This window comes from Brucella tritici (genome assembly GCF_902825325.1).
GTDB lineage: Bacteria > Pseudomonadota > Alphaproteobacteria > Rhizobiales > Rhizobiaceae > Brucella.
In genome coordinates this window covers 1-22,590 of record NZ_CADEAR010000024.1, presented here as the reverse complement: position 1 = coordinate 22,590, position 22,590 = coordinate 1, and the positions used below count along the sequence as shown (strand labels likewise).

Sequence of the window (22,590 nt, the reverse complement as noted above, 5' to 3'; positions counted from 1 at the left end):
AGCTCATAGTCAGACCTTCTGCGCTGTTGCAATCACTTCGTGGTATTTGTCGAGCAACCATTGTGGGATTGACTGCAAGGGCTGGGGAAAGCCCCCCGGGTGCGTGCAGGTTTCAGACGCACTGACAGCAGCCTTTTGCAGCGCCTCTTCTTCAGAGCAACCTTCGAAGAAAAGCGCCACCAGAAATGAGGCGATAAAGCTATCACCAGCTCCACAAGTGTCGACCACGTTCACGGGTACGGAACCTGCGGAATACAATTGGCGTCCATTGTCATAGAAAGAACCGCGTTTGCCGCAGGTAATAACGACCTGTTGAGCTCCAGCCCGTTTGAATTGTGTAATCAATGGTTGAACCGGTTCGTCCGGGTCGTCTGGTCCTGATGCAAAAACTAATGGGACGCCCTCAAGCGTCAGGTCAAAATGCCGGGTAGAGACATCCACACTGAATCTGACACCGTCCTCTACAAGCTGACGCACCAGTTTTTCACTGGAATTGGTCCCAAGATGAGTCCAATCGGATGAGAGCAATGCCTGATATCGCTGCTGATCTGGAATGTAGTTTTCACCAACACCCAGAGATTCAAACAGAAAATGCCGTTCACCGTCATTATCGGTCAAAAGCGTTACAGCTGAATTTCCCTGAATAGTTTCAATATCGCTTGGCACAAGTCCGACATCTTCGATCACATCAAGCATGATCTCTGCTTCCCTGTCGGGTGCCAGTGCGCCGATATACCGGGCACCGACCCCAAGCCGTTTCCACTGCACAGCAACATTAAGGGCATTTCCACCAACAGTAACGACCCCCTTGTTCAGATAAGCATCAAGGCAGTTGTCACCCACAGCAACAAGATTGAGATTTGCGTTCTTCATCATCATTCCGCAGTATCAAAATGAGGGGAAATCGCATCAAGGCAGCGCCGCCAGACTGCAACCGGATCCAGTGCATATGAGCCATTGCCAAATGGCTCGAAGGTCAATGTGCCCCGGAATGAATGATGAGCGATTTCAGTAAGGTAGCCGTCAAGTGGCAAGTTTCCGTCCCCCCACGCCAAATGTCCCGCTGATGTTCCATCGACGACATGAACATGGGCAAGACGTTTGCCAAATCTCGAAAAGTAATCACTGACCTTATCTTCAGCCGCTGCCATGGCAACCAGATCAAGTACCAGATCGACATTTTCCGCATTCAGATCCTGCCAGAGACGTTCAAGATCGGCGGCATTATTGACGATGTTGCTTTCAGTGCGCTGTAGGGGCTCAAGCAAACATCGAAGCCCCAGATTGGCCGCATGTGTCGTAATTCTCTCCAACGACTGAAGCGAATGGTTCCACGCGCGTTCGCGGCTCTCGCACTCAAAACCCCGTCCGGGTGTCAAGAAGAGGTAGCTCGCACCCAGTTCGGCACTGAAATCGGCTGCTCGCAGAAAGCATTCAACACTCTTTTCACGATAAGCTACGTCGCCTGAGGCAATGTTGACCGGATAAAGAACCTGTTCCGGGGTGAAGCAATGCACGCTGATCCCGTTATCATTCAGAATTGACCGGACACCTGAATGCCGTGCACGGTCAGCATGAAACAGATCAAGATGGGGGGCTATTCCCCATAGCTCCATACGTTGAAAGCCCATCAGTCGAAGCTGTTCGACAACCCATTGAAAGGGATAGTGCTGGAACGAAAAGTTGGCACCGATCAACTGTTCACGTTTTAACATCTTCCACCACGCTATTTGCCGATGCCTTCCGCCAGCCCGCGAATGAAGAAACGCTGTGCGGCGAAGAAGACGATCAGGATCGGAAGTGCCGAAAGTGTCATTGCAGCAAAGACAACGGCATAATTAGTTCCGTGTTTTGCCATGATTGATGTAAGGCCGACTGGCAGGGTCTGCACATCCGCACCACTGGTGAAGATCATGGCGAAGAGATATTCATTCCAGGCAAACAGAACGTGCAGGATCACGCAGGAGACGAGTATCGGCTTGCAAAGAGGTAAGGTCACACGCCAGAAAATCTGACCTTCACTTGCCCCGTCCATGACAGCGGCTTCGTCCAGATCGCGCGGAAGACCAAGCATATAGGCGCGAATAAGAAACGTGGTGAACGGGATGCGGAACGCCGTGTAGAGAATGATAAGCGCCCAATAGGTGTTATAGAGACCAAGCTTTTGCATGATCCGCACCAGCGGAATAACCGCAACCGTTGGGCTCAACATCAATCCGCCAAGCACCAGACCCACAAAGAACGGCTTGCCCGGCAGTTTGGATCGCGTCAAGCCATAAGCAGTCCAGGCGCTTACCAGAACCGTACAAACAGCTGAAACCAGCGTGACGATGATGCTCGTTGCAATATAGTTCCTGATGCCCTGGTTCCAGGCTGAGATGTAGTTGTCGAGCGTGAAGCCTGTTGGCAGCGCAAACGGCTCACCAAATATCTCGGAGTTGGCCTTGAACCCATTCAAGGCCATCCACAGCAGCGGATAGATTACAACGATACCAAGACTAATGAGGAAAGTAACCAGACAGACACGCACAAGCGTCTGCACAAAATCCGTGGGTTGCAACTCGCGCGACTGATAGGAGGCGTTGCTCATAGTTCCACCCTCCGCTTTCTAGTATACCAGAGCTGTCCAAAACCGGTCAGCAGCGTGATGATAAAAATCACCGACGCGATCGCAGCGCCATAACCGAAGTCATTTTCAATAAAGCCCTGTTGATAGAGCCAGGTTCCCAACACCTGACTGCTGTTGTTGGGGCCGCCGCCTGTCATAACCATGACTTCGTTGAAGACCTGAAACGCTCCGGTAATCGTAACGATGACCATGAGACCGGTCATTTCGCGTGTCAGTGGAAAGGTTATGTTCCACAGCCGACGCCACATACCTGCGCCGTCCATAGTCGCCGCATCATAAAGTTCGCGCGGGATCTTCTGGATCGCGATGGCAAATAGAAGGGTTGAATAGCCAAAGCCCTGCCACTGGCTCATGGCAATGATTGAGTAGATCGCGGTCTGTTCTTCTCCCAGCCATGCCCGAGACCAAGCGCCAAGTCCCATATGGGTAAAAGCGGAATCCAGCAGGCCTATATCGGGCTGATAAATAAAGTAGAACAGCAGCCCCGTCACCGTGATCGAAATTGCTGATGGTATGAAATAGACAGCGCGCCAGAACCTGCGCCATGTTTCATGTTGCAGGCCTTCAATAATCGCCGCAAGCACGAATGCACCGAACACCTGGAACACGACCGAAATGACGGCATAAAGCATGTTGTTCAAGATCGCCGTCCAGATCACCGGATCGTCTTGCAGACGTCGATAATTATCCAGACCGACAAAGGCAGTTTCGCCAGTAAAAATATCCTGATTTGTCGTGCTGACGATAAAGTTGTCGATGATGGGATAGTAGACAAACCATAGGATTAAAACGAACGCGATCAGAACCCAACGGAACGACAGCAGCTTCGCCAGCAAACCGGACTTGTCGAATTGCGACCCGTCCGGCAGGGGGAAGCCGTTTTTGACAGCCTCCCCTCTATATTCACGCTTCATGACAGTCATCGGCCAATAACATCCTTATCGGGAAGAGGCTGCAGCCTTTTTTACCTTTTCCATGACCTGTTCCGGTGTCATGGATCCACCAATCAGGGCTTGCAGGCCCGAAAGCCAGACAGATGCAACGCGCGGTGGATTGGCCGTATCAAGCCACGGCATCAGATAGGACGAATCCGCGATAACCTTGAGACCTTCAACGACAGACGGGTTCATGCTTTCAGCCGAATATCCGCCAACAGTGGCGCTTGGCTGCCCATAAGGTGGGGCCGACAAAACCTTCCCGTTTTCGGGCGAGGTGATAAACTTCATGAAATCCACAGCCAGCGGAATGTTCTTCGAAGCTGAATTGATCATATAGCCTTCGGGTGCACCTTCGATTGATTTGACATCACCCTTTGCGTCTTTCGCTGCTGGAAGTTTGAAAAAGCCAAAGTCTTCCTTCTTCAGTGCACCATCTGCCGTGCTTTGATCAAACTCGATAATTTCTTGATAGTACATTGCGGATTTGGCGTTGCTGAACTGCTGCAATGCCGAAGCATAGGATGAGCCGTTTGTACCTGCGCCGTCCGAACAATCGTCGATGAGCTTCTTCAGTTGTGTCAGGCTCTCAACATAGCCTGCATCCGAATATTCGGCTGTCTTCGGGTTGAAATCCTTTTCAAGCGTCGCTTGTGGTACATTATAGGCAAGCAACTGTCCGGCAAAATGCACAGCCGGCCAGCCTTCCTTGTTACCGAACGAAATCGGCGTCACACCGGACTTGCGCAGAGCTGCACATGCACTGATCAGTTCATCGAAACTCTTCGGTTCCGCCACACCGGCCTTGTCAAAAAGGGCTTTGTTATAGCCCATGAACTTTGCATCCAGATAAAGCGGAATACCGTATAGTTTGCCATTATACTGGAATGCCCTGACGGCAGCATGGGCGAGCTGTTTTCCCCATGGCGTATCGGGACCAATAATCTTGGTCAGATCGACAGCGCGATTGCCTCGCACAAAATTCTCGCCCCAGCTCCCAGTCCAGGTGAAGTAGATATCTGGCAGCGAGTTAGACGCAACCAGGGCCTTGGTTTTCCCCTTCACGCTATCGTCGCTTTCCTGAATAAGCTCGACTTTGACGCCCGGATGAAGCTTCTCATATTCCTTGGCAGCGTTGACGAAGTAGGGGGAAAGCTGCTGAAGGCCGAACTTCGTCAAAATGCTCAACGTGCCAGAATATTCGACGGGAGCATCAGGTTCTGCAACCACGGCGTCACTGGCGAGAGCTGCATTCATGTTGCCAGCCAACAATCCAAACATCAGGAGTGAAGCAAGGCTTGTTGTGCTCATAAGCGTTTTGCATTTCATCTCGAAGTTCCTCTCTTTTAACTATTGTTTCTTTATGTCGTCAGAATGTAGGAACCCGATCCGGCGGAACCGGATCGGGGACGGCTCTTAGTACTCGACACGTTTGTAATAGCGCCGCGTCGTCAACGGGTGGTCGCGCAGCACTTCCAGATGAGCACTCAAACGTTCCAGCATGGTTGCCAGGATGATTGGAGAGATCAGGCTGCGTGTTTTTTGGGAGATGCCTGGAAGGCTGGCAGAAGCGGCATCTAGAATACGAACCTTATCCGTGTAGCGCTTTGCGAAGTTTTCGACCCGGTCCGTCAAAGGACGGCATGCATCCTCTCCCTTGAATATGAACAGGCTGACGCCTGGCTCAACCAGTTCGAGCGTACCGTGGAAGAAGTCGGAAGCATGAACCGGACGCGTGCGGATCCATTGCATTTCTTCGAGAATGCACATGCCGTAATAGTGAGCTTCTGGCCACGCCGTGCCAGCGCCGGTAAAGATATGATACTTCTCGCCCTTTATTTCCTGCGCGAGCGCGGCTGCGCTTTCTTCAAAGTTCTCCTTCACCGAAACCAGTAGTTCCGGCAGGCGCTTCAACTCGGAGACGGTTTCGTCGTATTCTGGAAATTCACCGCGTTCAGCCAGCAGCGCCAGCACGATCAAGAGGGTCTGCAGGTAAAACGATTCCGAAGAAGTGTCGTCTTCTGCAAAATTGGTGAAGTTGTAATTGGCATCAAGGCCCAAGGGTGTATCCTTGTGACCAGTGAGTGACAGCGTTTTCACGCCTTTCTTCTTCAAGAATGCAAGAAGTTGCACGCTTTCCTTGGTCGTCCCGGACAGCGACGGAAGGATTACGAGAGCTTTATCGTCCAACCCGGCGGGCGCCTCTAGAACAACCTGAGCGGAAAACGCTGATGACACCGGGAAAACAGTTGCGTTGCGGGCGATCTCGATTGCGGGCTCGGTCAAAAACTGTACGCCACCAGTTCCCATGAACAAAATGCGCTCTATGCCATCGTCGAGCAGCCTGCGCATCAAAGCGCGCACATCCTCTGCGATTGCGACCGCGCCGCCCTGTATTTTCACAAAGCGATCTTTATCGAAGTTGAGCATTACTACCTTCCCATTTGCGCAGTTAAAAACTCGAGAAAAGCCCGAACCGGTTTTGCGCCTGAAACTCGTTGAGACAATGTGAGATCGATCTCACATATATTTAGCACACAAGATTTTTCCTGTGGCAAGTAGGTTTCAGAATTTTTTTTGCAGGCCCAATATCAAGCTTCGTCGGCTCATCGTCGGCTGACCGAACCTCGGACTATCAGCTTGGTTTCAAAGCTTATTTTCTCCGGCGGTCTCTTTTTGCCTGCTATTGTTTCAAGCAGAAGCCGGCCAGCAGCACGACCTATTTCAGAGACGGGCTGGGCAATGACTGTGATCTGTGGATCGGTAAAAGTCGCCAGATTAAAATCATCAAAACCGATCAGAGAGACATCGTGGGGAATCGATATTCCCATTGCTCTGAATGCTAAAAGCGCTCCCTGCGTCATCAAACTGTCGACGGTAAAAAGTGCCGTTGGAGGCTTTTTTTGACTGAACAGGCGGATAGTTGCATCCACGGCATGCTCAACCGTCGACTGTGCAACGCAGATCAATTTTTCACTGGGTTCGATGCCATGGGCAAGCAACGCAGTCTTATAGCCATTGAACCGCTCGCGTGATGTGAAGATGCGTGCATCATCCTGCAAAAGCGCAATATCACGATGTCCCATTTCGATCAGATATTCAATGGCCTTGCGCGCGCCGCCTTCATTGTCGACCACAACACTGTCGCACTCGACAGCCTGCGCTGCGCGATCAATCAGGACCAGGGGTACGTTTTCGTCTATAAGACGTTGCAGATGCGAACTGTCTTCGGCTGATGTCGGCGCCACGATGAAACCGCGAATGCTCAATGACTGAAGGCTGGCCAGCAGTGATTTTTCCTGATCCAGTTGTTCTTCACTGCTCGCAATGATGAGATTGTGCCCTTCTTCTCGCGCCAGCACTTCAACATCATGGGCTATTTTTGCAAAAAACGGATTCTGTATGTCGCCAAGAACGCAGCCAATAATTGGCAACTGCCCGCTGCGCAGAGCCTGAGCCAACCGATTGCCTCTGTATCCCAGTTTCTCCGCAGCAGCCTGAACCTTCCGCGCCGTTTCATCACCAACATAGCCGTAACTGTTGAGTGCACGAGCAGCTGTGGCGCGCGATACATTCGCCAGTGCCGCCACATCCTTAAGGGTAGCCGATTTCAGAGCCATACCATTTTCACAACTGATGATCCTTGACAGTTGTTATCATCCGCAGAGGCGCAAGAGTAGTACCGTTTATCAAATGATTTGCAGGATGATTGATCGACGATTATTTGCGCTCTGATCTATTGTGCCGTGAAAGGCCGGCATATCAAAACAGCCTTCGTCGTATAGAATGGAACAGGACTGTCAGCCAACCAGGAACTCTCGCGATGCGATGATTGCCAGTCAAGAACGGGCTGTACGCACCTTTATCGTCCACATACCAGCCTTCCCTGAGGACATGAACTGATGGTGGGCCCTCTAGCCAGATTAGATTTCCGTTACCAACAATGGCGTATCTTTTGTATGATCACGGATTTTGATACAATTTATACGGAAATATTGGAGGAAGACCTGATTTCGAACAGTTGCCATGAGTATACTAGGTGGGCAACTCTCCTAGGCAGTGGTTGGTAGTCGATTTCTCGCTGAGATAAAGGAGTTCGATATGTACAAGCATATCCTGATCGCAACCGATGGTTCCGATCTTGCGGATCGCTGTGTTGAGCAAGGTCTATCACTGGCAAAAGCTTTGAATTGCGATGCGACAGTGGCAACGGTGACTGCACCGTACAGCAGCGCAGGTATCTTTGGTGGAATGTTCGATGATGAAGCCATCGTAGATAAGTATGATCAAAGCTGGAGAAAATACGCAGAAAAAATTCTTCAGAACGCCCAGGACAGAGCGCGGAAAATTGACCTCGAGGTCAACGTTCTGCACCTGGTCAATCCAATACCATCAGATGCCATTCTAAAAGCAGCGGACTCGATCGGATGTGATCTCATTGTTGTTGCAACCCACGGGTACTCAGGGGCGCAGCGCCTGCTTCTTGGAAGCCAGGCAAATGAGATTGTCACGTTGGGGAAAAAGTCCGTACTCATCGTAAGATAGACTACAAAAATGACAAGCGTATCCCGAAAAATGTAAAATGACTTCTCAGTAGAAGGTGCGTGTGAATGCAAATGAAAAGAGCATTTCTAATCATTCAAGAGGCGCAGGAAATGTACTAGAACCACACTGCCACTGTTTATGTCCCTGAAGCACGCGTACACCACGCAGCAGAGCCCACATGGAACAGCACAGCTCGCCCTTTTGCCACGATGGGCATCCACGTCAGCCCACGACTTTCCTGCGCGTTCTGGGGCCGGGATTAGTTACCGGCGCCGCGGACGATGACCCGAGCGGGATCGCAACTTATAGCCAGGTCGGAGCGCAGTTTGGATATGCGCTCGGATGGACCATGCTGTTCAGCTATCCTTTAATGGCCGCAATGCAAGGTGTGAGTGCGGGTATCGGCATTGTAACCGGACAAGGAATTGCGCAAAACTTACGCCGACATTATTCGCCCTGGTTACTGCGTGGGGCGGTTGTGTTGTTATTCCTCGCAAATTTCATCAACATCGGGGTAGATCTTGCAGCGATGGGGGCCGCTGTGCGACTATTTGCCGACGGCCCCGAGACCCTCTACACTTTGGCTTTTGCAGTCTTATGCGTAACGCTCGAAGTCATGGTGAGCTATAGGCACTACGCCTCAGTTCTTAAGTGGCTAACCCTTTCACTATTTACATATGCTGCAGTGGTAATGACAGTGAATGTACCGTGGAGCGTGGCCTTGCAAGGTGCACTCATACCCAGCCTTGTTTTCGACAAGGAGCATGCCATGGCTCTGGTCGCAGTATTTGGTACAACGATCAGCCCCTACCTGTTTTTCTGGCAGGCAGGGGAAGAAGTTGAAGAGTTGCATCGCAGACATGTTCAGCGTTTAATCGCGTCTCCCAATACAGCACGCATCGAACTGACTAGGATCAAGATCGATACTTTGATCGGTATGGCAATCTCAAATATCATCGCGCTGCTTATTATTATTGCCACCGCGTCAACACTCAATGCGAACGGTATCACCGAAATCGAAACATCGGCCCAAGCTGCGGAGGCGCTGAGACCGATCGCCGGAGAGTTCGCATTTGTCGCCTTCGGAATCGGCATTATCGGCACCGGACTGCTCGCCGTTCCCGTACTGGCTGGCTCAGCAGCCTACGCGGTTGCGGAGATGTTTCGATGGCCAGAGGGCCTTGATCGGCCTCCTCGCGACGCCAAGGCGTTCTATGGTACTATCGTGATTGCCACGATTGGTGGCGTCGTTCTCAGTTTCACCGCAATAGATCCAATACGCGCATTATATTGGTCGGCATTTCTCAATGGTGTGCTGGCTACACCTCTGATGATAGTCCTGCTGGCAATGGCAACCAACAGACGTATCATGGGACGACTGACAGCACCCATATGGATGGTTAGTCTGGGGTGGTTGGCAGTTTTAGTTATGTCATTGGCAACTATAACTTTTTTTCTTTTGTGATAATGGTATCAAGTTCTGCTTAGAGACTGCCGGTTCATTGAACAACTCGAAATACCGGGGCGTCGGGCAATCAAAAGTGAGTGTCCATTCATGCTTCTCTTGGTCAAAGCTGTGAAAGGCTGCCAATTGCATAGTTATCAGATGCCGGTCCAGTTGCGATACAGGATATATGCCGCAACGATGAAGATTATTGCAGCGAATATGCGGTTCAATGTGTTCCTGTATCCACTCAATCGCGTGGCGAGTATCATTCCAAACACTCCTCCGATAACGCCACCTCCGATAAACTCACCAGCAAGCCACCAGTCCACCAGCCCGGAGGTGGCATAGTTCAAAGCCGTAGCCAGTCCGAAGGCCCCCACGGAGAGAAGGGACGTGCCGATTGCGTTGATCATCGGCATACCTGTTGCCAACATCAAGCCGGGCACAATCAGGAAGCCGCCGCCGATACCGAAGAATCCGGATGCCGAACCCGAAGCGAGAGCTACTGCTGCTGTGACGAGACACATTCTTAAGTCGATCGGGCGGCGTTCGACGTCCAACCTCTTTTTGGGCTTCAGCATGAACAGCCCGACGACGATCATGAGGATGCCGAACAGAAAGATGAGACGATCACCGTCTAGAGCTTTTCCAAGACTGGAACCGATAAGTGCCCCGATAGTGCCTAGTGCGGAGAAGACAACACCACAACGCCACCAGATGTGCCCCTTCAGGGCATGGCTCGTAATATTCGCGAACGCGTTGACTGAAACAGCAAGTGCACCCGTACCGATGGCGACATGGGGCTGGCTCACACCAACGACATAAAGGAGCAACGGTGTAGCCAGGATCGAGCCGCCGCCGCCAAGCAATCCCAGCATAAAGCCAACAACACTTCCGGACCCCACCGCCGCAAGGATGGAATTACTCAGCACCATAGGATCCTAACTCTCTCACGCACTGTCAGCGCTCATTTTGCCTTCTCCACGCAGAAGATGTCGTAAAGGGAGGCGACCAGTTGCGCCGCCTTTTCTTCTGTGAGGCGATAAAAAATCTGTTTCCCATCCCGTCGCGTCTCGACTATTCCGGAACTGCGCAACACCGTTAGATGCTGCGACAGGTGCGGTTGATGAACCCCGATCTTTTCTTCCATCCTACCAACGGAATACTCGCCTTCCACCAAGGTACAAACGATCATCAGACGCACTGGATGGGACAGCGTCTTGAGCAGGTCTGCCACTTCGTTCGCGCGCAGAGATAATTCAACTGAAGATAGTCCAGCTTTCATCATCATTATGCTGTTCACGGTCATTCCCATGCAGCCCCTTCCAGAGCATCCAGCGGAAACTTCAGATAGCGCTTACCGTTGTCTTCTGGCTCAGGTAGACGTCCACCACTTATGTTCACCTGCAACGCATGCAAGATGAGCCTTGGCATTGGCAGCGTTTTGTCGCGCTTGGTCCGTAAGGCAACGAAGGCATCTTCCGATACGCCTGCCAGGTGCGGATTGTGCTTCTTTTGATCAGCCACAGTGCTTTCCCAACGCGGCGCACGACCGCCCGGCTGGTAATCATGTCCGGTGAATAGCCGTGTCTCATCGGGAAGTGCTATGATTCTCTGGATTGACTCCCACAATGCTCGCGCATCGCCGCCGGGAAAATCGGCCCGTGCCGTACCGCTGTCGGGCATAAAAATTGTGTCGTGGACAAATGCCGTGTCGCCGATCACGTAAGTGATTGAAGCGAGCGTATGCCCAGGCGAGAACATAACTCTGGCATCGATGGAACCAACCTTAAACGCCTCACCATCGGCAAAGAGCCGATCCCATTGCGAGCCATCTGTGGCTAGTTCGGGCCAGTTGTAGATCTCCTTCCACAGCTTCTGGACTCTGATTACATGCTCGCCTATCGCCGTCTTTGCGCCGGTTTTCTCCTTGAGGTACTGAGCTGCGGAAAAGTGGTCGGCGTGTGGATGAGTGTCGAGGATCCATTCGACCGTCAGGCCACTATTGCGGACGTAATCGAGAATTGCGTCTGCATTGATCGTCGCCGTGGCCCCCGACTTTTCATCAAAGTCGAGAACGGGATCTACAATTGCGCACATACCGGTCGTCGGATCGGACACCACGTACTGAACACTGGAGGTTCGCCTATCGAAAAAGCCTTTTACCTGCGGGCCACGGTCAGCGAAGCGTTGAAGCCACGATGCTGCGACACTGGTATCGAAGCCGAGCTGATGTCCGAATGGTACGACGTCTTCAACAGACATGCGTCCGTCCAACACCTCACCGATCAGATGAAGGCTGAGCGAACGCGTACCTGTTTTGCAATGCGCAAGCACGGGGCCATCGGATTTTCTGACCGCCGCCTGAAACGCACGCACATCAGCTTCAGTGATCGTATTCATTGTGACCGGAATATACGCATAAGAGAGATCGCATTGGTGGGCTGCATCGCATTCCGCTTGGTTTCCCGGCTGGTCTGCGCTTTCGTTATCGGGGCGGTTGTTGATCAGCGTTTTGAAGCCGCTTCGATCGAGTACACTGAGTTCTTGCGCGTTTGGCTGCGAAGATACCGACAGCTTCTCAGATATTCTGGTAACGGGCATTTATGCCTCCAACGTAATATTATATAATATACTATAATGTATAATGTTAACGTTTTCAAGCCTCCCTCGAAAACGCAGATTTTTAAAATCCGCGCAGGAGCTCTAACGAAAAAGGTAAAAGCCCAATCGCCGGAGAAGAATTCTATAACTTCAAATTTTCAGTCCACTGGCAAAGGGCCTCGATAGAGGTATGATGATATGCATCCAATGCCCGGAGGTACCTCAATGAGCCGATTGCATACAGAAAACCACCTCGTATCGCGGATCGGTTGGCTTCGCGCAGCGGTACTCGGCGCCAATGATGGTATTGTCTCAACGGCGAGCCTCATTATGGGCGTCGCATCTGCTTCAACGGGAACGACGCAGATCTTGATCGCTGGCATCGCAGGCCTTGTTGCAGGCGCGATGTCCATGGCGGCGGGTGAGTATGTTTCTGTCAGCTCTCAATCCGATACGGAGTTGGCAGATCTTGCCAGAGAGCGCAAGGAACTCAAAACTCAGCCCGAAGCAGAGCTCGATGAATTGATGCAAGCCTATACTGATCGCGGCCTAACTCCGGAACTGGCGCGGCATGTGGCAATACAGCTGACCTCACACAATGCTCTGGCAGCTCATGCCCGTGACGAACTGGGAATTGTCGAACACATGGAAGCACGGCCAGTGCAAGCAGCGCTGACCTCAGCGGCCACGTTCTCGATTGGGGCCGCCCTACCCTTGCTGATGGCGGTCATCGCGCCTCCCTCGATCTTGCTTTATGCGGTTGCTATCTCTTCCTTGCTGTTTCTAGCGTTACTAGGCGCAATCGGCGCCAAGGCGGGAGGAGCTAATATGCTTAAGGCAACCGTTCGCGTCACTTTTTGGGGCGCATTGGCCATGGCAATCACGGCTGGTATTGGGGCCCTCGTCGGCACATCAGTCTGACCGTGGATCTGAGTTTATAGGGAATACATATGTAAAGAAGAATTACTGCAGTCGGTCAGAGGCAGGGCTCTATAATTTGCTCATTCTATAGGTCGGGGAGACGCTAAAGATGCGGTTTTCAGGTGAAGATCGATCAAAGACAATCCTTTTGATTTTTGCCTTGTGCGGACTTGTTATCGGGCTCGGCCTGCACTTCTCCGGCTACTCATACGGCGCGCGGCTAGCCTGGACTATTGCCACTTTGCCTGTGCTGGCGACTTTGCTCGTCGAAATTCTCCGGAGTTTATGGCGAAAGGAGTTCGGGCTGGATATGGTCGCGGCGATGTCGATGACGGCCGCGCTGGCATTCGGGGAAATGCTGGCGGCTTCGATCGTCGCCCTCATGTATACTGGGGGAGCCTTTCTTGAAAGCTTTGCCGAAGGGCGGGCACGCCGTGAGATGCATGCCTTGCTGTCCCGTGCGCCGCGAACGACAATGCGTTATATCGATGACCATCTCGAAGAGATTGCCGTGGATACGGTTCGTCCGGGTGACCGCCTCCTGATCCGTCAAGGGGATGTCATTCCCGTTGATGGGCGTATCGCCTCCGCAAAGGCCTTCGTAAACACGTCTGCGCTCACGGGAGAGTCACTTCCGGTTTCGCTTGCGTCGGGAGCGGATGTGCTGAGCGGCTCGATGAATGCCGGCGATGCTTTCGATATCGTTGCCAAGCACGAAGCGAAGGATAGCACCTACGCTGGCATCGTTCGCCTCGTGGAAGAAGCACAGCATTCCAAGGCTCCAATGTCGAGACTGGCAGACCAGTGGTCTGTCGGCTTTCTGATCGTGACCGTCATAATCGCCTTCGGAGCATGGTGGTTCACGGGAGACCCGATAAGGTCGGTCGCCGTTCTCGTCGTGGCGACACCATGTCCTCTCATTCTGGCGGTGCCCGTCGCTCTTGTTGCGGGACTGTCGCGTTCGGCTCATTTCGGGGTGTTGGTGAAGGGCTCCCGCCCATTGGAGAATATGGCCCGTATCAATACGCTGGTACTGGACAAGACCGGAACGCTGACCGACGGCCGTCCGCAAATCACCTCGATCCACCTTGAGCCGGGATTCAGCGAAAATGAGGTATTGCGGTTCGCTGCTTCCCTTGACCAGGTGTCCAAACACCCTATGGCACAGGCACTTGTGCTGGCTGCTCAGGGGCGCGATATAGATCTTGTATTGCCGACTGACGTCAGCGAACTGGCAGGGGATGGCGTGGCGGGCTGGGTCGATCGCAAAAGCGTCGTTGTCGGCGGACATAGCTTCGTTGAGACACAGGTCAATGCAAAACTGAGCGAAATCCCCCATACAGAAGCTGGAGCGGCCCTGGTTGCAGTCGCGATAGACGGCAGGATTGCGGGCTATATCGTTATGGCCGACCCCTTGCGCAGCGAAGTTGTTGATACGTTACAGGAACTGCGCAAGGACGGCGTAAAGCGAATAGTGCTGGCGACAGGTGATCGTGCTGCGGTGGCCAAACGCATTGCCAAAAGTTTGGGGCTTGATGCCATCCACTCCGAGCTTTCACCCGATCAAAAGGTGCTGACCGTGCTCAGCGAGCGTAAAAGCGGCCCCGTGATGATGGTCGGAGATGGGGTCAACGACGCGCCCGCACTTGCCGCGGCTGATGTCGGCGTTGCGATGGGTGCGAGGGGAGCGGCAGCCTCGGCAGAAGCGGCCGATGTCGTTCTTCTCGTAGACAGAATAGACAGACTTCGTGCCGGGATTGAAATTGCCAAGCGATCAAGGCGCATTGCTGTCGAAAGTGTTGTGGTGGGGATAGGTCTTTCTGTAATCGCCATGATCGCAGCAGCGTTCGGTTATCTAAAACCTGTTCACGGTGCATTGCTCCAGGAGCTGATTGACGTCGCTGTCATCCTCAATGCGCTTCGGGTGTTGAGAATTTCCCCCAACATCGGCTAAAGGGCGTCGTGGTTTACCAGAATGTGAACTGGTGAATAATTCACCTACAGCTTCGCACCGAATTGTCGTTCCTGCAGCACGCAATAAGAACAGAACATTGAAGCTTAACCGCCTTGCCAGTACCGCGCCGGTCTTCGAACCAAGCACCATTAGCGCTGTTGCCCATGCATCCGCTTCGGCACAGGTACGTGTCACGACGGTGACTGACGCCGGAGGCTCCATGACGGGAGCACCGCGACGTGGGTCCATGGTGTGCGACAGGCGATAATCGTTGACATTAATCCAATGCCGATAATCGCCCGACGTGGCGACCGACGCATCCTGAAGAGCGAGAACCGAATGAGCTGCGCGACGATCATAGTCAGGAGCCTCTACTGCAATCGACCAAGGACTCCCATCTGGCCGCAACCCGAGCGCCCGCATCTCCCCATCGATTCCGACGAGGCCTGACGAAATCCCGAAAGACAGCAATGTCTCCGCCAGACGATCCACGCCATATCCCTTGGCAATTCCATTGAGATCAAGCGTGATGGGAGCCAACTTTCGCACCATTCCCAGCTCGACGTCCAGTTCCAGAACGTCATGGGCTGGTCGGCGCTCGCGCTCAAGCGCTGCTCGTATCTGCTCAGGGACCGCCTCTGACGCCCCGAAACCCCAGGCGCTTACGGCATCCCCCATGCCGATATCAAACGCGCCGCCCGATGCACGGCCAATGTCGAGGGCAAGGCGCAAAACGTCCAGCAGTTGCTGCGGCACCTTTATCCAGTGTCCCACCGGCGCGGCGTTCACCTGCATTAGAATACTATCCGGCTTCCATGTTGACATTTGCATGTCCACCGCGTCCATTGCCGCCTGAAGTGCGGCCCGAACGGATTGTGGATCGAACCCCGCTGCTTGGTAAAACAACGCTGACCAACGTGTACCCATGGTAGGCCCGCTCAAAGCGTGACGTTGCATCTCAGTAGACGTCTTCGACATAACGTCCCTCCGCCCTGAGTTTGGCCAATGTCAGCCCCGTGGAACCCAGAATATCGGCAAGAACCAACGAGACTCCGTTGGCCATATCGCGTCCGCCACATACCATGATCCGCGCCCCCTCCTGAATCAGCCGAGTGACGTCATCGGCTTCTTCCCGAAGAGCATGCTGCACATAGCGCGGCATTTTCCCGCGTGAACAACAGGAGCTAATCTGCGCAACTTGCCCCTTCTGCTTCCATTCACGGAGTTCGTCGCCATAGAAAAAATCGCTATTCGTCCGGCGCATTCCAAAGAACAAATGGATCGGGCGATGTCGCGTATTGGCACGGATAAAACCCGCCAAAGGTGCGATTCCGGTTCCCGCGCCGATCAAAATCAGGGGCATGTGTGTCCGATCGTCCGCATGGAAACCGGGATTGCGGCGCGGGAAAGCGCTGATCGTGTCTCCGGGCTCCAGTTCCAGGAGCTGGCAGGAGCATAGCCCACCCGGATGTTTTCTCACGACGATCTCGACAAAGCCATCCTTGCGTCCAGAAGCCAGTGAGTAGAACCGGGGAACAGTTGATCCCGGAGGAACGATGGCGAGGAGATCGCCGGCCACAAAGCGCCCCAGTCCGCGGCCACGCACTTGCGGCCAGAAGGAAAGCTTCGGCAAGGCAAAGCGCAGTATTGCTGCGGGCGCTTGCACTTCGGCACCATAATCACGGCGCGACACAAGCGTAAGCGTTACGGCGGCGGGTTGAACGGCCTGGTGCGTGAGTTCCAGGTCTATGTCCAACGCAGCACCGAGTGTCCGTCCCCATCGGGCAAAAGCCTGCGGCGACTGACGGTCCACCGTGTCAAAGGGTATGAGCATTCTCCATCCGACGGCATGCGCCGTCTCCGTCACCGCTCGAGCGAATCCACAATAGGCTGGAAAGCTACTATCGCCAAAACCGAGCACAACCAGCGGAATTGCCGAATCCGCTTCCTGAGATAACAGTCCTTCGAGAAACCCCTTGGCCGAAGCGGGTGCATCGCCGTCGCCATAAGTCGCGGCCAGGATGAGGATGCGCCGCGCCTGCCCGTAACGGGCCGGGTCGAAAGCCGACATTGGCGCGGCATGGACGGCCTGACCGGCGTCGGACAGCGCCGCATGCAGCGTAGCGGCGAAGCCCCATGTGCTACCGCCTTCACTACCGACGAGAATGATCGTCTCCGCCTTTCCTGCGGAAACATTGCAGTGAATATGTGGCCGTCCGCGACGCCCGGCGAACCAGAGAACAACGCCCGTGCCCGCCATGACTGGCACACCAAGAGCCGCCAGGCCAAGGATCAGCGCCAGAACAGAAGCCCCCCGTCCCGTATGGAGCATATAAATGGTTTCCGACAGACGTTGCCATCCGGTCAGGCCGCTCCAGCCGAGAAGCGCGCCCGTGCCCTGATCGATATAGCCAGTGCCCCGGTCGGTCTTAAGGGTGAGAATGTCCATCGGGTTGGATGGATCGGCGAATGACAGGCTGCGCATTTCCGCAACCGGTATCTGCCGCAGCGGTTCCATCGTCGCCGGAAGCGCTCCAGTCTGGCCGCTTGCCTCAGTCTGCATGACCGGCGAAACCGCACTATCAGGCAACAGATCGAAGGTGGAGGCCGTCATCCACAAAGCCGTGGTCGAGGAAAGCAGCAGGCCTGCGACGGCCAGTCGGGCGACCTCGACATGCAGACGCCCGGAGAGCGGGCCACGCAGGCGCGAAAACCAGTGCTGCCAACCCCCGGCCCGACGTGCGACAAGCGCCACCCCGGACAGGCTCAGTACCAGCATGGCGGCAGCGCCCGCAGCCATGACCATGCGACCGCTATCATCAAGAAAGAGCGAACGATGCAGACCTGTCAGCCAGCGTTCGACTGGATTCGGATCGGCAGAAGCGATACCCTGACCGGTAATGGGATCGATGACCGCCGCCTGAGGCGCACCATTATCGAACCAATAGGCCGTCATCCGGCCAGACGGCGCCCGCCGGATTTGCTCCACCTGCGGATAGACCGCTTGAACACGCGCCGCCAGATCGGCGATCGTACGTGTCACATCTGCCTGTGGAGATGAGATACTTTCGACAGCGGGAAAAATCGACAGTGCTGCACCGCTGATACTGAGCACAATCAGGAGCAACGCGGCAAGAAGTCCCGGCCAACGATGGATAACGCGGAACATAGCAATCACCGTTTATAGTGAATAATCGGCTGTTGCGATGTAACGGCGTCCTTTGACTGGAGCTTTCACACCGCCGGATGTCAGCGGTATAACCACCTCATTGGGACTGTCGCGCATGTCTTCCACCGCAGCGTCGACGTGCAATGTGTAGCCCGCATCAAAAAACGCATCGGCCAGATCAACTGTGATTTTAAGCGTCTTGCCCGTCCCGACGCTCGCGCCCGTGATACCATTGATTTCGCTCGTGTTGCCACCCGTTGCGCGATACCACCCAGTCAGGTGTTCGTAATACTTGGATTTGCCACCAGCCATCCAAAGACTACCAGCATATTTGCCCTGAGCATCGGTGACGTAATAGGCAAGATAAGCGCCGTCCCCGCCATAGCTGTTCAGCGTCGTGGTCAGAGTTACGGGTCGCGCCATGGCGATACCCGGAAGCGTAAGTGCCGTGCTCATTGCCAATACTGCGAGAAATACTTTCATGTCAGACTACCTCTTTCAAAGAAACGGGCGCACGGACCTGAACCGGATCCGTGTTCATGCCAGCCACTCTCGCAAGATGAGCTGAACGCCGCCTGACACTGATGTAATTTCTGCTTCAGCGCTTTGTCAGGAAAGACATAACGAAAACGGTGGACCTGCCAGCAGGTCCACCGTTTTAAGAACCGACGATGCGGGCTGTTATCAATGCAGCGACATGCGCTTGAGCGTGCCGTCGCGCAAAACGAACTGGTGCCATATCGCCATCAGCGCATGAAGACCGGCCAGATAAAGAATGATGGTGCCGGCATTCTCGTGGAAGTCGGCGATCAATCCGGGGGAGCCTTGCACTGGGGCCGTAATGGCTGGAACGGAAAGGCCGAAGAATGATATGGGAACGCCAATCCGCGAGGCGGCATACCAGCCGCTGAGCGGCAAGGCGAGCAGAAACAGATAGAGGATTGCATGACCTGCCTTGGCCGCAAGCGCAAGCATCCCTTGCATCGGAGATGCTGACGGCGCAGCGCCAGAAAGACGCAAGAGAATGCGTGGGAAAACAAGCACGAGCACGGCAAGCCCTAGAGAAAAATGCAACAAAGGCGGATTTTCCGCCATACGGCGTCCACCCACCGACGTCAACCATGCTCCGAGGATCAACGCTGCGGTGAACCAGTGAATCACAACCATGCTTTTTGAATAACGATCAGGACTGCGAGGCATGACAAGTCTTTCCTTGACTGAAGGCGATCTATTAGCGGAGCGCCGGGTGCTTATTTGGCAGGGAGTTTTGTCGAGCAAGCGGCTGGAAAGCATGCCGACGCAGCGCTTGACACCTATCCCTAGTTATCTCTTGATTTGCGACGGCGATCATCGTCGTGGTCGGATTCGCCGACCTTGTGTTTTATCTTGACTATAGCAAGCGTCGCCGGATCAACTTTGGCCCTGAAAGCAATTCCGGTTTTGTCGGAGCCGCGGACTTCATAACAGCCGTCGTCGATTTTGATCCGCGCTACGGTCCAGCCGCGAGAAGTAGCCATGGCCTGAACCGCGTCCCTGGATTGCCACTTGTCCATCGACACATGGCAGTCATCATCGGCTCGCGCCACGCCGCTTCCTGCTGCGATCATTAAAAAGGAGATTGCCGCAAGGTAATTTACCATCATATCATTGTTCCTGATCAATGCGCTTTGAAGAGAACAATGCCAGCCATTTCTGACGAACAGCTGAAGCTGGCAAGGATATGACGTCAGAGGAATGACAGCTTACGGCTTCAGTTAGAATATGTTCGCATCTGACCAGACGACACGGGTTCCCGTTTTCTATCGAATAAAAGGTGCTATTGGATGCGCGTCCTGTTGATCGAAGACGATATAATCCTGGGCAAGGCAGTTCGCGACCATATCGCTGTCAACCATTCTGTGGATTGGGTGACCCGCCTCGACGACGCAACCGAGCATGTCGGCTCGGCAGTCTACGACCTAATCCTGTTGGACCTGATGCTTCCCGACGGGCTGGGTATCAATTTTTTGCGCAATCTTCGCGCCAAAGGTAGCGTCACGCCAGTCATTATTCTCACGGCGCTGGATCAGATTTCCGACCGGATCGAAGGTCTTGACGCCGGGGCCGACGATTACCTGATCAAACCGTTCGATCTGGCAGAGCTTTCGTCGCGACTGAACGCTGTTGCACGACGCTATAGCGGCAATCCCAACCCTTTGGTCGAAATGCGCGACCTCCAGATCGATCTGGCCGCCAAGACAGTGAGGCAAGGGGGACGCACCATTGAACTGACCAGCCGCGAATGGGCGCTGCTGGAAACCTTCTTGCAGCGACCCGGCATTGCATTGACCAAGTCGCAACTCGAAGACCGGCTCTATGCCTTCGGGTCGGAAGTTGAGAGCAATACGATTGAGGTCCATGTCAGCCGCCTCCGTAAAAAGCTTGGGCACGGGATCATCGACACGGTTCGCGGCATCGGCTATCGGCTTGGAAACGCGAAATGATACAACCAAAGAGCCTGCAATGGAGGCTTTCGCTCTGGCTCGGACTCGGTGCGACCCTGCTGTGGGTCATTACCACCATTGTGACAGCACAGCTTCTGCGCCACGAACTGAATATGGCCTTTGACAGCGCCCTGGAAGAAACGGCGCAGCGCATTCTGCCAGTCGCAGCGCTTGAGATATTGGGACGCGATGCCGACGACACCGAACAGCGGGTTGCCACCCTGCGCCAGCACGACGAATATTTCACTTATGTGGTCCGTGACGCAGCCGGAACCGTACAGATGCGTTCACATAATGCGGATGTGACCATTTTTCCGCCCTATTCAATAATGGGTTTCAGCAGCACGCCAACTCACAGGCTCTACTCCGACGCCGCAATGCAGGGTAGCCTCACAATTACTGTCGCTGAACCCCTCTCCCACCGACGCGAAACGGCGAAGCACATATTATACACGCTTGCCGTACCTCTCGCCCTAGCCGTCCTCCTTGGCTTGATCGGTGTCTGGCTCATCGTACGTCTTTCCATGGCTCCGGTGCGCAGTTTTCGCGATCAGATCGAGGCACGTGGCAGCGGAGATCTTGATCCGGTCGCCGTCTATGGCCTTCCCTCCGAAATTGACACTGTCGCCAAAGCAGTAAATCGGCTGTTGGAGCGTTTGAAACTGACTCTGGAAGCCGAACGCAGTCTTGCGGCCAAGTCGGCCCACGAGTTGCGTACCCCACTGGCAGCGGCGCTCGCTCAGTCGCAAAGACTGATCATCGAAGCGCCCGATGCCACCACGCGCGAACGTGCGCAGGACATGGAAACAGCGCTGCGCCGCCTCTCCCGCTTGACAGAAAAGCTGATGCAGTTGGCAAGAGCCGAGGGCGGACGGCTCCTTGCCGACAAGCCAGTAAATGTTGCTGCAATCCTTCGATTAGTTGTAGGCGAGTTCAACGGATCTACCGATGCTGTCGGTCGCATTGAGTTGGCTCTCCCTGATTACCCGGTGCTTAAGAGCATAGATGCGGATGCCTTTGCCATACTGGCGCGAAACCTGATCGAAAACGCACTCAAACACGGCGCACAGAATATGCCGATCAGCGTATTTCTAACCGCCGAAGGTGTTTTACGTGTTATCAATGCCGGCCCCACCGTGCCTCCCGAAACACTGGCTCGGTTGAGCGAGCCGTTCGAGCGCGGCCAGGCTCTGGTGCGTGGTGCGGGGCTTGGTCTTGCCATTGCCAAAACAATTGCAGGTGGAGCAGGCGGTCGGTTAGAGCTATTCTCCCCTGCATTTGGCAAGGAAGACGGCTTTGAAGCAAAATTCATATTTTCCAAATGAACTCCTAGGCCGTGCTTCCCGACATCAGCAGAAATATATCTTTCGCTCAAGCGTGAGGCAGCATTTGAAGCTCGATTGTCCACGTAGAAGTGACTGATATTGAAACTATATTTCGCCCTACCTCTGGGTTAAGCCAACCCACAGCCACCCGTGGGTTGGACGGGACAAAAGAATAAACCGAACCAAGATTGACGACCGTCAGTTTGTCGGACGACGACATCTTCTCCTTAATTTCATAGGCCATGACGCCACCAAGGCCGGCACCGAGCACAACGATGTAGGGACAAGGGCATTTCCTCCTTGCGCGAGACGGCCCAGTTCCGCATTTTTCCATATGTAAGGCTATCGGGCCTTGATTTGGCCCAAATGCAGGAAAGAACAGATAGCCCAGTGCAACTCTGAACGCCAATACAGGCCGACCGCTCTCCGACAAGAATAGGCTTACCGACAGAATGGATTAAGATCGATCAAATTCATTCACCGGGTCTGTGAACTGTGGCATTTGTCCGACATCAGCGCCTTTGAGACAAAACTGGTTTAATTAAGAAGAGAGGATTTTTGGCTCATCATAGCTTTAT

Annotated in this window: 20 protein-coding genes and 1 pseudogene; 6 read left to right on the top strand and 15 right to left on the bottom strand. The window is 53.9% G+C overall.

Translation table 11 applies throughout. The features are described from left to right. Window positions 1-9 precede the first annotated feature (9 nt). The 7 genes from HWX93_RS20570 to HWX93_RS20540 all read right to left on the bottom strand — a co-directional run bounded on the left by HWX93_RS20570 (window position 10) and on the right by HWX93_RS20540 (window position 7,184). Complete coding sequence (locus HWX93_RS20570; protein ID WP_176038543.1) at window positions 10-879, bottom strand: PfkB family carbohydrate kinase; 870 nt, start codon at window positions 877-879, stop codon at window positions 10-12. After that, window positions 876-1,715, bottom strand: a complete 840-nt coding sequence (locus HWX93_RS20565; protein ID WP_109989635.1) for a sugar phosphate isomerase/epimerase family protein — start codon at window positions 1,713-1,715, stop codon at window positions 876-878. Before HWX93_RS20565 ends, HWX93_RS20570 begins: the two co-directional genes overlap by 4 nt. Window positions 1,716-1,726: 11 nt before the next feature. Next, window positions 1,727-2,590, bottom strand: coding sequence for a carbohydrate ABC transporter permease (locus HWX93_RS20560; protein ID WP_176038542.1), 864 nt, complete (start codon window positions 2,588-2,590; stop codon window positions 1,727-1,729). Further along, entirely contained in the window at window positions 2,587-3,465 is an 879-nt protein-coding gene (locus HWX93_RS20555; protein ID WP_235969162.1) for a carbohydrate ABC transporter permease, read from the bottom strand. Before HWX93_RS20555 ends, HWX93_RS20560 begins: the two co-directional genes overlap by 4 nt. Window positions 3,466-3,567: 102 nt before the next feature. Next, complete coding sequence (locus HWX93_RS20550; protein WP_235784312.1) at window positions 3,568-4,875, bottom strand: ABC transporter substrate-binding protein; 1,308 nt, start codon at window positions 4,873-4,875, stop codon at window positions 3,568-3,570. A 105-nt stretch (window positions 4,876-4,980) separates the two neighbouring features. Continuing rightward, window positions 4,981-5,994: an SIS domain-containing protein gene (locus tag HWX93_RS20545; RefSeq protein ID WP_036586976.1), complete on the bottom strand. Its 1,014-nt coding sequence runs from the start codon at window positions 5,992-5,994 to the stop codon at window positions 4,981-4,983. A 176-nt stretch (window positions 5,995-6,170) separates the two neighbouring features. Beyond that, entirely contained in the window at window positions 6,171-7,184 is a 1,014-nt protein-coding gene (locus tag HWX93_RS20540; RefSeq protein WP_109989636.1) for a LacI family DNA-binding transcriptional regulator, read from the bottom strand. A 481-nt stretch (window positions 7,185-7,665) separates the two neighbouring features. Between HWX93_RS20540 and HWX93_RS20535 the strand changes: the two genes are divergently transcribed. Both HWX93_RS20535 and HWX93_RS20530 read left to right on the top strand, forming a co-directional pair. After that, on the top strand, window positions 7,666-8,109 hold the full coding sequence (locus HWX93_RS20535; RefSeq protein ID WP_176038541.1) for a universal stress protein: 444 nt from the start codon (window positions 7,666-7,668) through the stop codon (window positions 8,107-8,109). 178 nt (window positions 8,110-8,287) lie between these two features. Then, entirely contained in the window at window positions 8,288-9,574 is a 1,287-nt protein-coding gene (locus HWX93_RS20530) for an NRAMP family divalent metal transporter (RefSeq protein WP_176038540.1), read from the top strand. A 137-nt stretch (window positions 9,575-9,711) separates the two neighbouring features. On the opposite strand, the gene HWX93_RS20525 is transcribed toward HWX93_RS20530, so the two are convergent. Genes HWX93_RS20525 through blh form a run of 3 tightly spaced genes read right to left on the bottom strand, consistent with a single transcriptional unit; the run spans window position 9,712 to window position 12,160 of the window. After that, window positions 9,712-10,491: a sulfite exporter TauE/SafE family protein gene (locus HWX93_RS20525; protein WP_176038539.1), complete on the bottom strand. Its 780-nt coding sequence runs from the start codon at window positions 10,489-10,491 to the stop codon at window positions 9,712-9,714. A gap of 32 nt (window positions 10,492-10,523) precedes the next feature. Next, window positions 10,524-10,871: a sulfite-sensing transcriptional repressor BigR gene (gene bigR / locus HWX93_RS20520; RefSeq protein ID WP_176038538.1), complete on the bottom strand. Its 348-nt coding sequence runs from the start codon at window positions 10,869-10,871 to the stop codon at window positions 10,524-10,526. Next, entirely contained in the window at window positions 10,862-12,160 is a 1,299-nt protein-coding gene (gene blh, locus HWX93_RS20515) for a bifunctional sulfur transferase/dioxygenase Blh (RefSeq protein WP_176038537.1), read from the bottom strand. Before blh ends, bigR begins: the two co-directional genes overlap by 10 nt. A 225-nt stretch (window positions 12,161-12,385) precedes the next feature. Here blh and HWX93_RS20510 point away from each other — a divergent pair, with 225 nt between their 5' ends. Both HWX93_RS20510 and HWX93_RS20505 read left to right on the top strand, forming a co-directional pair. Continuing rightward, window positions 12,386-13,081 carry a VIT1/CCC1 transporter family protein gene (locus HWX93_RS20510; RefSeq protein WP_176038536.1) on the top strand — a complete coding sequence of 232 codons (696 nt, stop codon included), beginning with the start codon at window positions 12,386-12,388 and terminating at the stop codon, window positions 13,079-13,081. 109 nt (window positions 13,082-13,190) lie between these two features. Continuing rightward, a complete protein-coding gene (locus HWX93_RS20505) occupies window positions 13,191-15,035 on the top strand; it encodes a heavy metal translocating P-type ATPase (RefSeq protein WP_176038535.1) in 1,845 nt (614 codons plus the stop codon). On the opposite strand, the pseudogene HWX93_RS20500 reads toward HWX93_RS20505, so the two are convergent. The 5 genes and pseudogenes from HWX93_RS20500 to HWX93_RS20480 all read right to left on the bottom strand — a co-directional run. After that, window positions 15,021-16,013, bottom strand: a pseudogene (locus HWX93_RS20500) (FAD:protein FMN transferase); the annotation flags it as partial. The gene HWX93_RS20505 and the pseudogene HWX93_RS20500 overlap by 15 nt on opposite strands. Next, window positions 15,994-18,204, bottom strand: a complete 2,211-nt coding sequence (locus HWX93_RS20495; protein ID WP_176038533.1) for a PepSY domain-containing protein — start codon at window positions 18,202-18,204, stop codon at window positions 15,994-15,996. The pseudogene HWX93_RS20500 and the gene HWX93_RS20495, both read right to left, overlap by 20 nt. 12 nt (window positions 18,205-18,216) lie before the next feature. Continuing rightward, entirely contained in the window at window positions 18,217-18,687 is a 471-nt protein-coding gene (locus HWX93_RS20490; protein ID WP_176038532.1) for a DUF2271 domain-containing protein, read from the bottom strand. A gap of 201 nt (window positions 18,688-18,888) precedes the next feature. Beyond that, window positions 18,889-19,404: a cytochrome b gene (locus HWX93_RS20485; RefSeq protein ID WP_176038531.1), complete on the bottom strand. Its 516-nt coding sequence runs from the start codon at window positions 19,402-19,404 to the stop codon at window positions 18,889-18,891. A gap of 119 nt (window positions 19,405-19,523) precedes the next feature. After that, complete coding sequence (locus HWX93_RS20480; protein ID WP_419191131.1) at window positions 19,524-19,847, bottom strand: PepSY domain-containing protein; 324 nt, start codon at window positions 19,845-19,847, stop codon at window positions 19,524-19,526. Window positions 19,848-20,027: 180 nt separating this feature from the next. Here HWX93_RS20480 and HWX93_RS20475 point away from each other — a divergent pair, with 180 nt between their 5' ends. After that, window positions 20,028-20,687, top strand: a complete 660-nt coding sequence (locus HWX93_RS20475; protein WP_036586921.1) for a response regulator transcription factor — start codon at window positions 20,028-20,030, stop codon at window positions 20,685-20,687. Further along, on the top strand, window positions 20,684-22,012 hold the full coding sequence (locus tag HWX93_RS20470) for an ATP-binding protein (protein ID WP_151576647.1): 1,329 nt from the start codon (window positions 20,684-20,686) through the stop codon (window positions 22,010-22,012). The genes HWX93_RS20475 and HWX93_RS20470 overlap by 4 nt, the downstream gene beginning before the upstream one ends. Window positions 22,013-22,590 lie beyond the last annotated feature (578 nt).

Excerpts from the sequence above, each read along its gene's own strand:
- HWX93_RS20570 (WP_176038543.1), bottom strand. The coding sequence starts at position 879 with ATGATGATGAAGAACGCAAATCTCAATCTTGTTGCTGTGGGTGACAAC.
- HWX93_RS20565 (WP_109989635.1), bottom strand. The coding sequence starts at position 1,715 with ATGTTAAAACGTGAACAGTTGATCGGTGCCAACTTTTCGTTCCAGCAC.
- HWX93_RS20560 (WP_176038542.1), bottom strand. The coding sequence starts at position 2,590 with ATGAGCAACGCCTCCTATCAGTCGCGCGAGTTGCAACCCACGGATTTT.
- HWX93_RS20550 (WP_235784312.1), bottom strand. The coding sequence starts at position 4,875 with ATGAGCACAACAAGCCTTGCTTCACTCCTGATGTTTGGATTGTTGGCT.
- HWX93_RS20545 (WP_036586976.1), bottom strand. The coding sequence starts at position 5,994 with ATGCTCAACTTCGATAAAGATCGCTTTGTGAAAATACAGGGCGGCGCG.
- HWX93_RS20540 (WP_109989636.1), bottom strand. The coding sequence starts at position 7,184 with ATGGCTCTGAAATCGGCTACCCTTAAGGATGTGGCGGCACTGGCGAAT.
- HWX93_RS20535 (WP_176038541.1), top strand. The coding sequence starts at position 7,666 with ATGTACAAGCATATCCTGATCGCAACCGATGGTTCCGATCTTGCGGAT.
- HWX93_RS20530 (WP_176038540.1), top strand. The coding sequence starts at position 8,288 with ATGGAACAGCACAGCTCGCCCTTTTGCCACGATGGGCATCCACGTCAG.
- HWX93_RS20525 (WP_176038539.1), bottom strand. The coding sequence starts at position 10,491 with ATGGTGCTGAGTAATTCCATCCTTGCGGCGGTGGGGTCCGGAAGTGTT.
- bigR (WP_176038538.1), bottom strand. The coding sequence starts at position 10,871 with ATGGGAATGACCGTGAACAGCATAATGATGATGAAAGCTGGACTATCT.
- blh (WP_176038537.1), bottom strand. The coding sequence starts at position 12,160 with ATGCCCGTTACCAGAATATCTGAGAAGCTGTCGGTATCTTCGCAGCCA.
- HWX93_RS20510 (WP_176038536.1), top strand. The coding sequence starts at position 12,386 with ATGAGCCGATTGCATACAGAAAACCACCTCGTATCGCGGATCGGTTGG.
- HWX93_RS20505 (WP_176038535.1), top strand. The coding sequence starts at position 13,191 with ATGCGGTTTTCAGGTGAAGATCGATCAAAGACAATCCTTTTGATTTTT.
- HWX93_RS20495 (WP_176038533.1), bottom strand. The coding sequence starts at position 18,204 with ATGTTCCGCGTTATCCATCGTTGGCCGGGACTTCTTGCCGCGTTGCTC.
- HWX93_RS20490 (WP_176038532.1), bottom strand. The coding sequence starts at position 18,687 with ATGAAAGTATTTCTCGCAGTATTGGCAATGAGCACGGCACTTACGCTT.
- HWX93_RS20485 (WP_176038531.1), bottom strand. The coding sequence starts at position 19,404 with ATGCCTCGCAGTCCTGATCGTTATTCAAAAAGCATGGTTGTGATTCAC.
- HWX93_RS20480 (WP_419191131.1), bottom strand. The coding sequence starts at position 19,847 with ATGATGGTAAATTACCTTGCGGCAATCTCCTTTTTAATGATCGCAGCA.
- HWX93_RS20475 (WP_036586921.1), top strand. The coding sequence starts at position 20,028 with ATGCGCGTCCTGTTGATCGAAGACGATATAATCCTGGGCAAGGCAGTT.
- HWX93_RS20470 (WP_151576647.1), top strand. The coding sequence starts at position 20,684 with ATGATACAACCAAAGAGCCTGCAATGGAGGCTTTCGCTCTGGCTCGGA.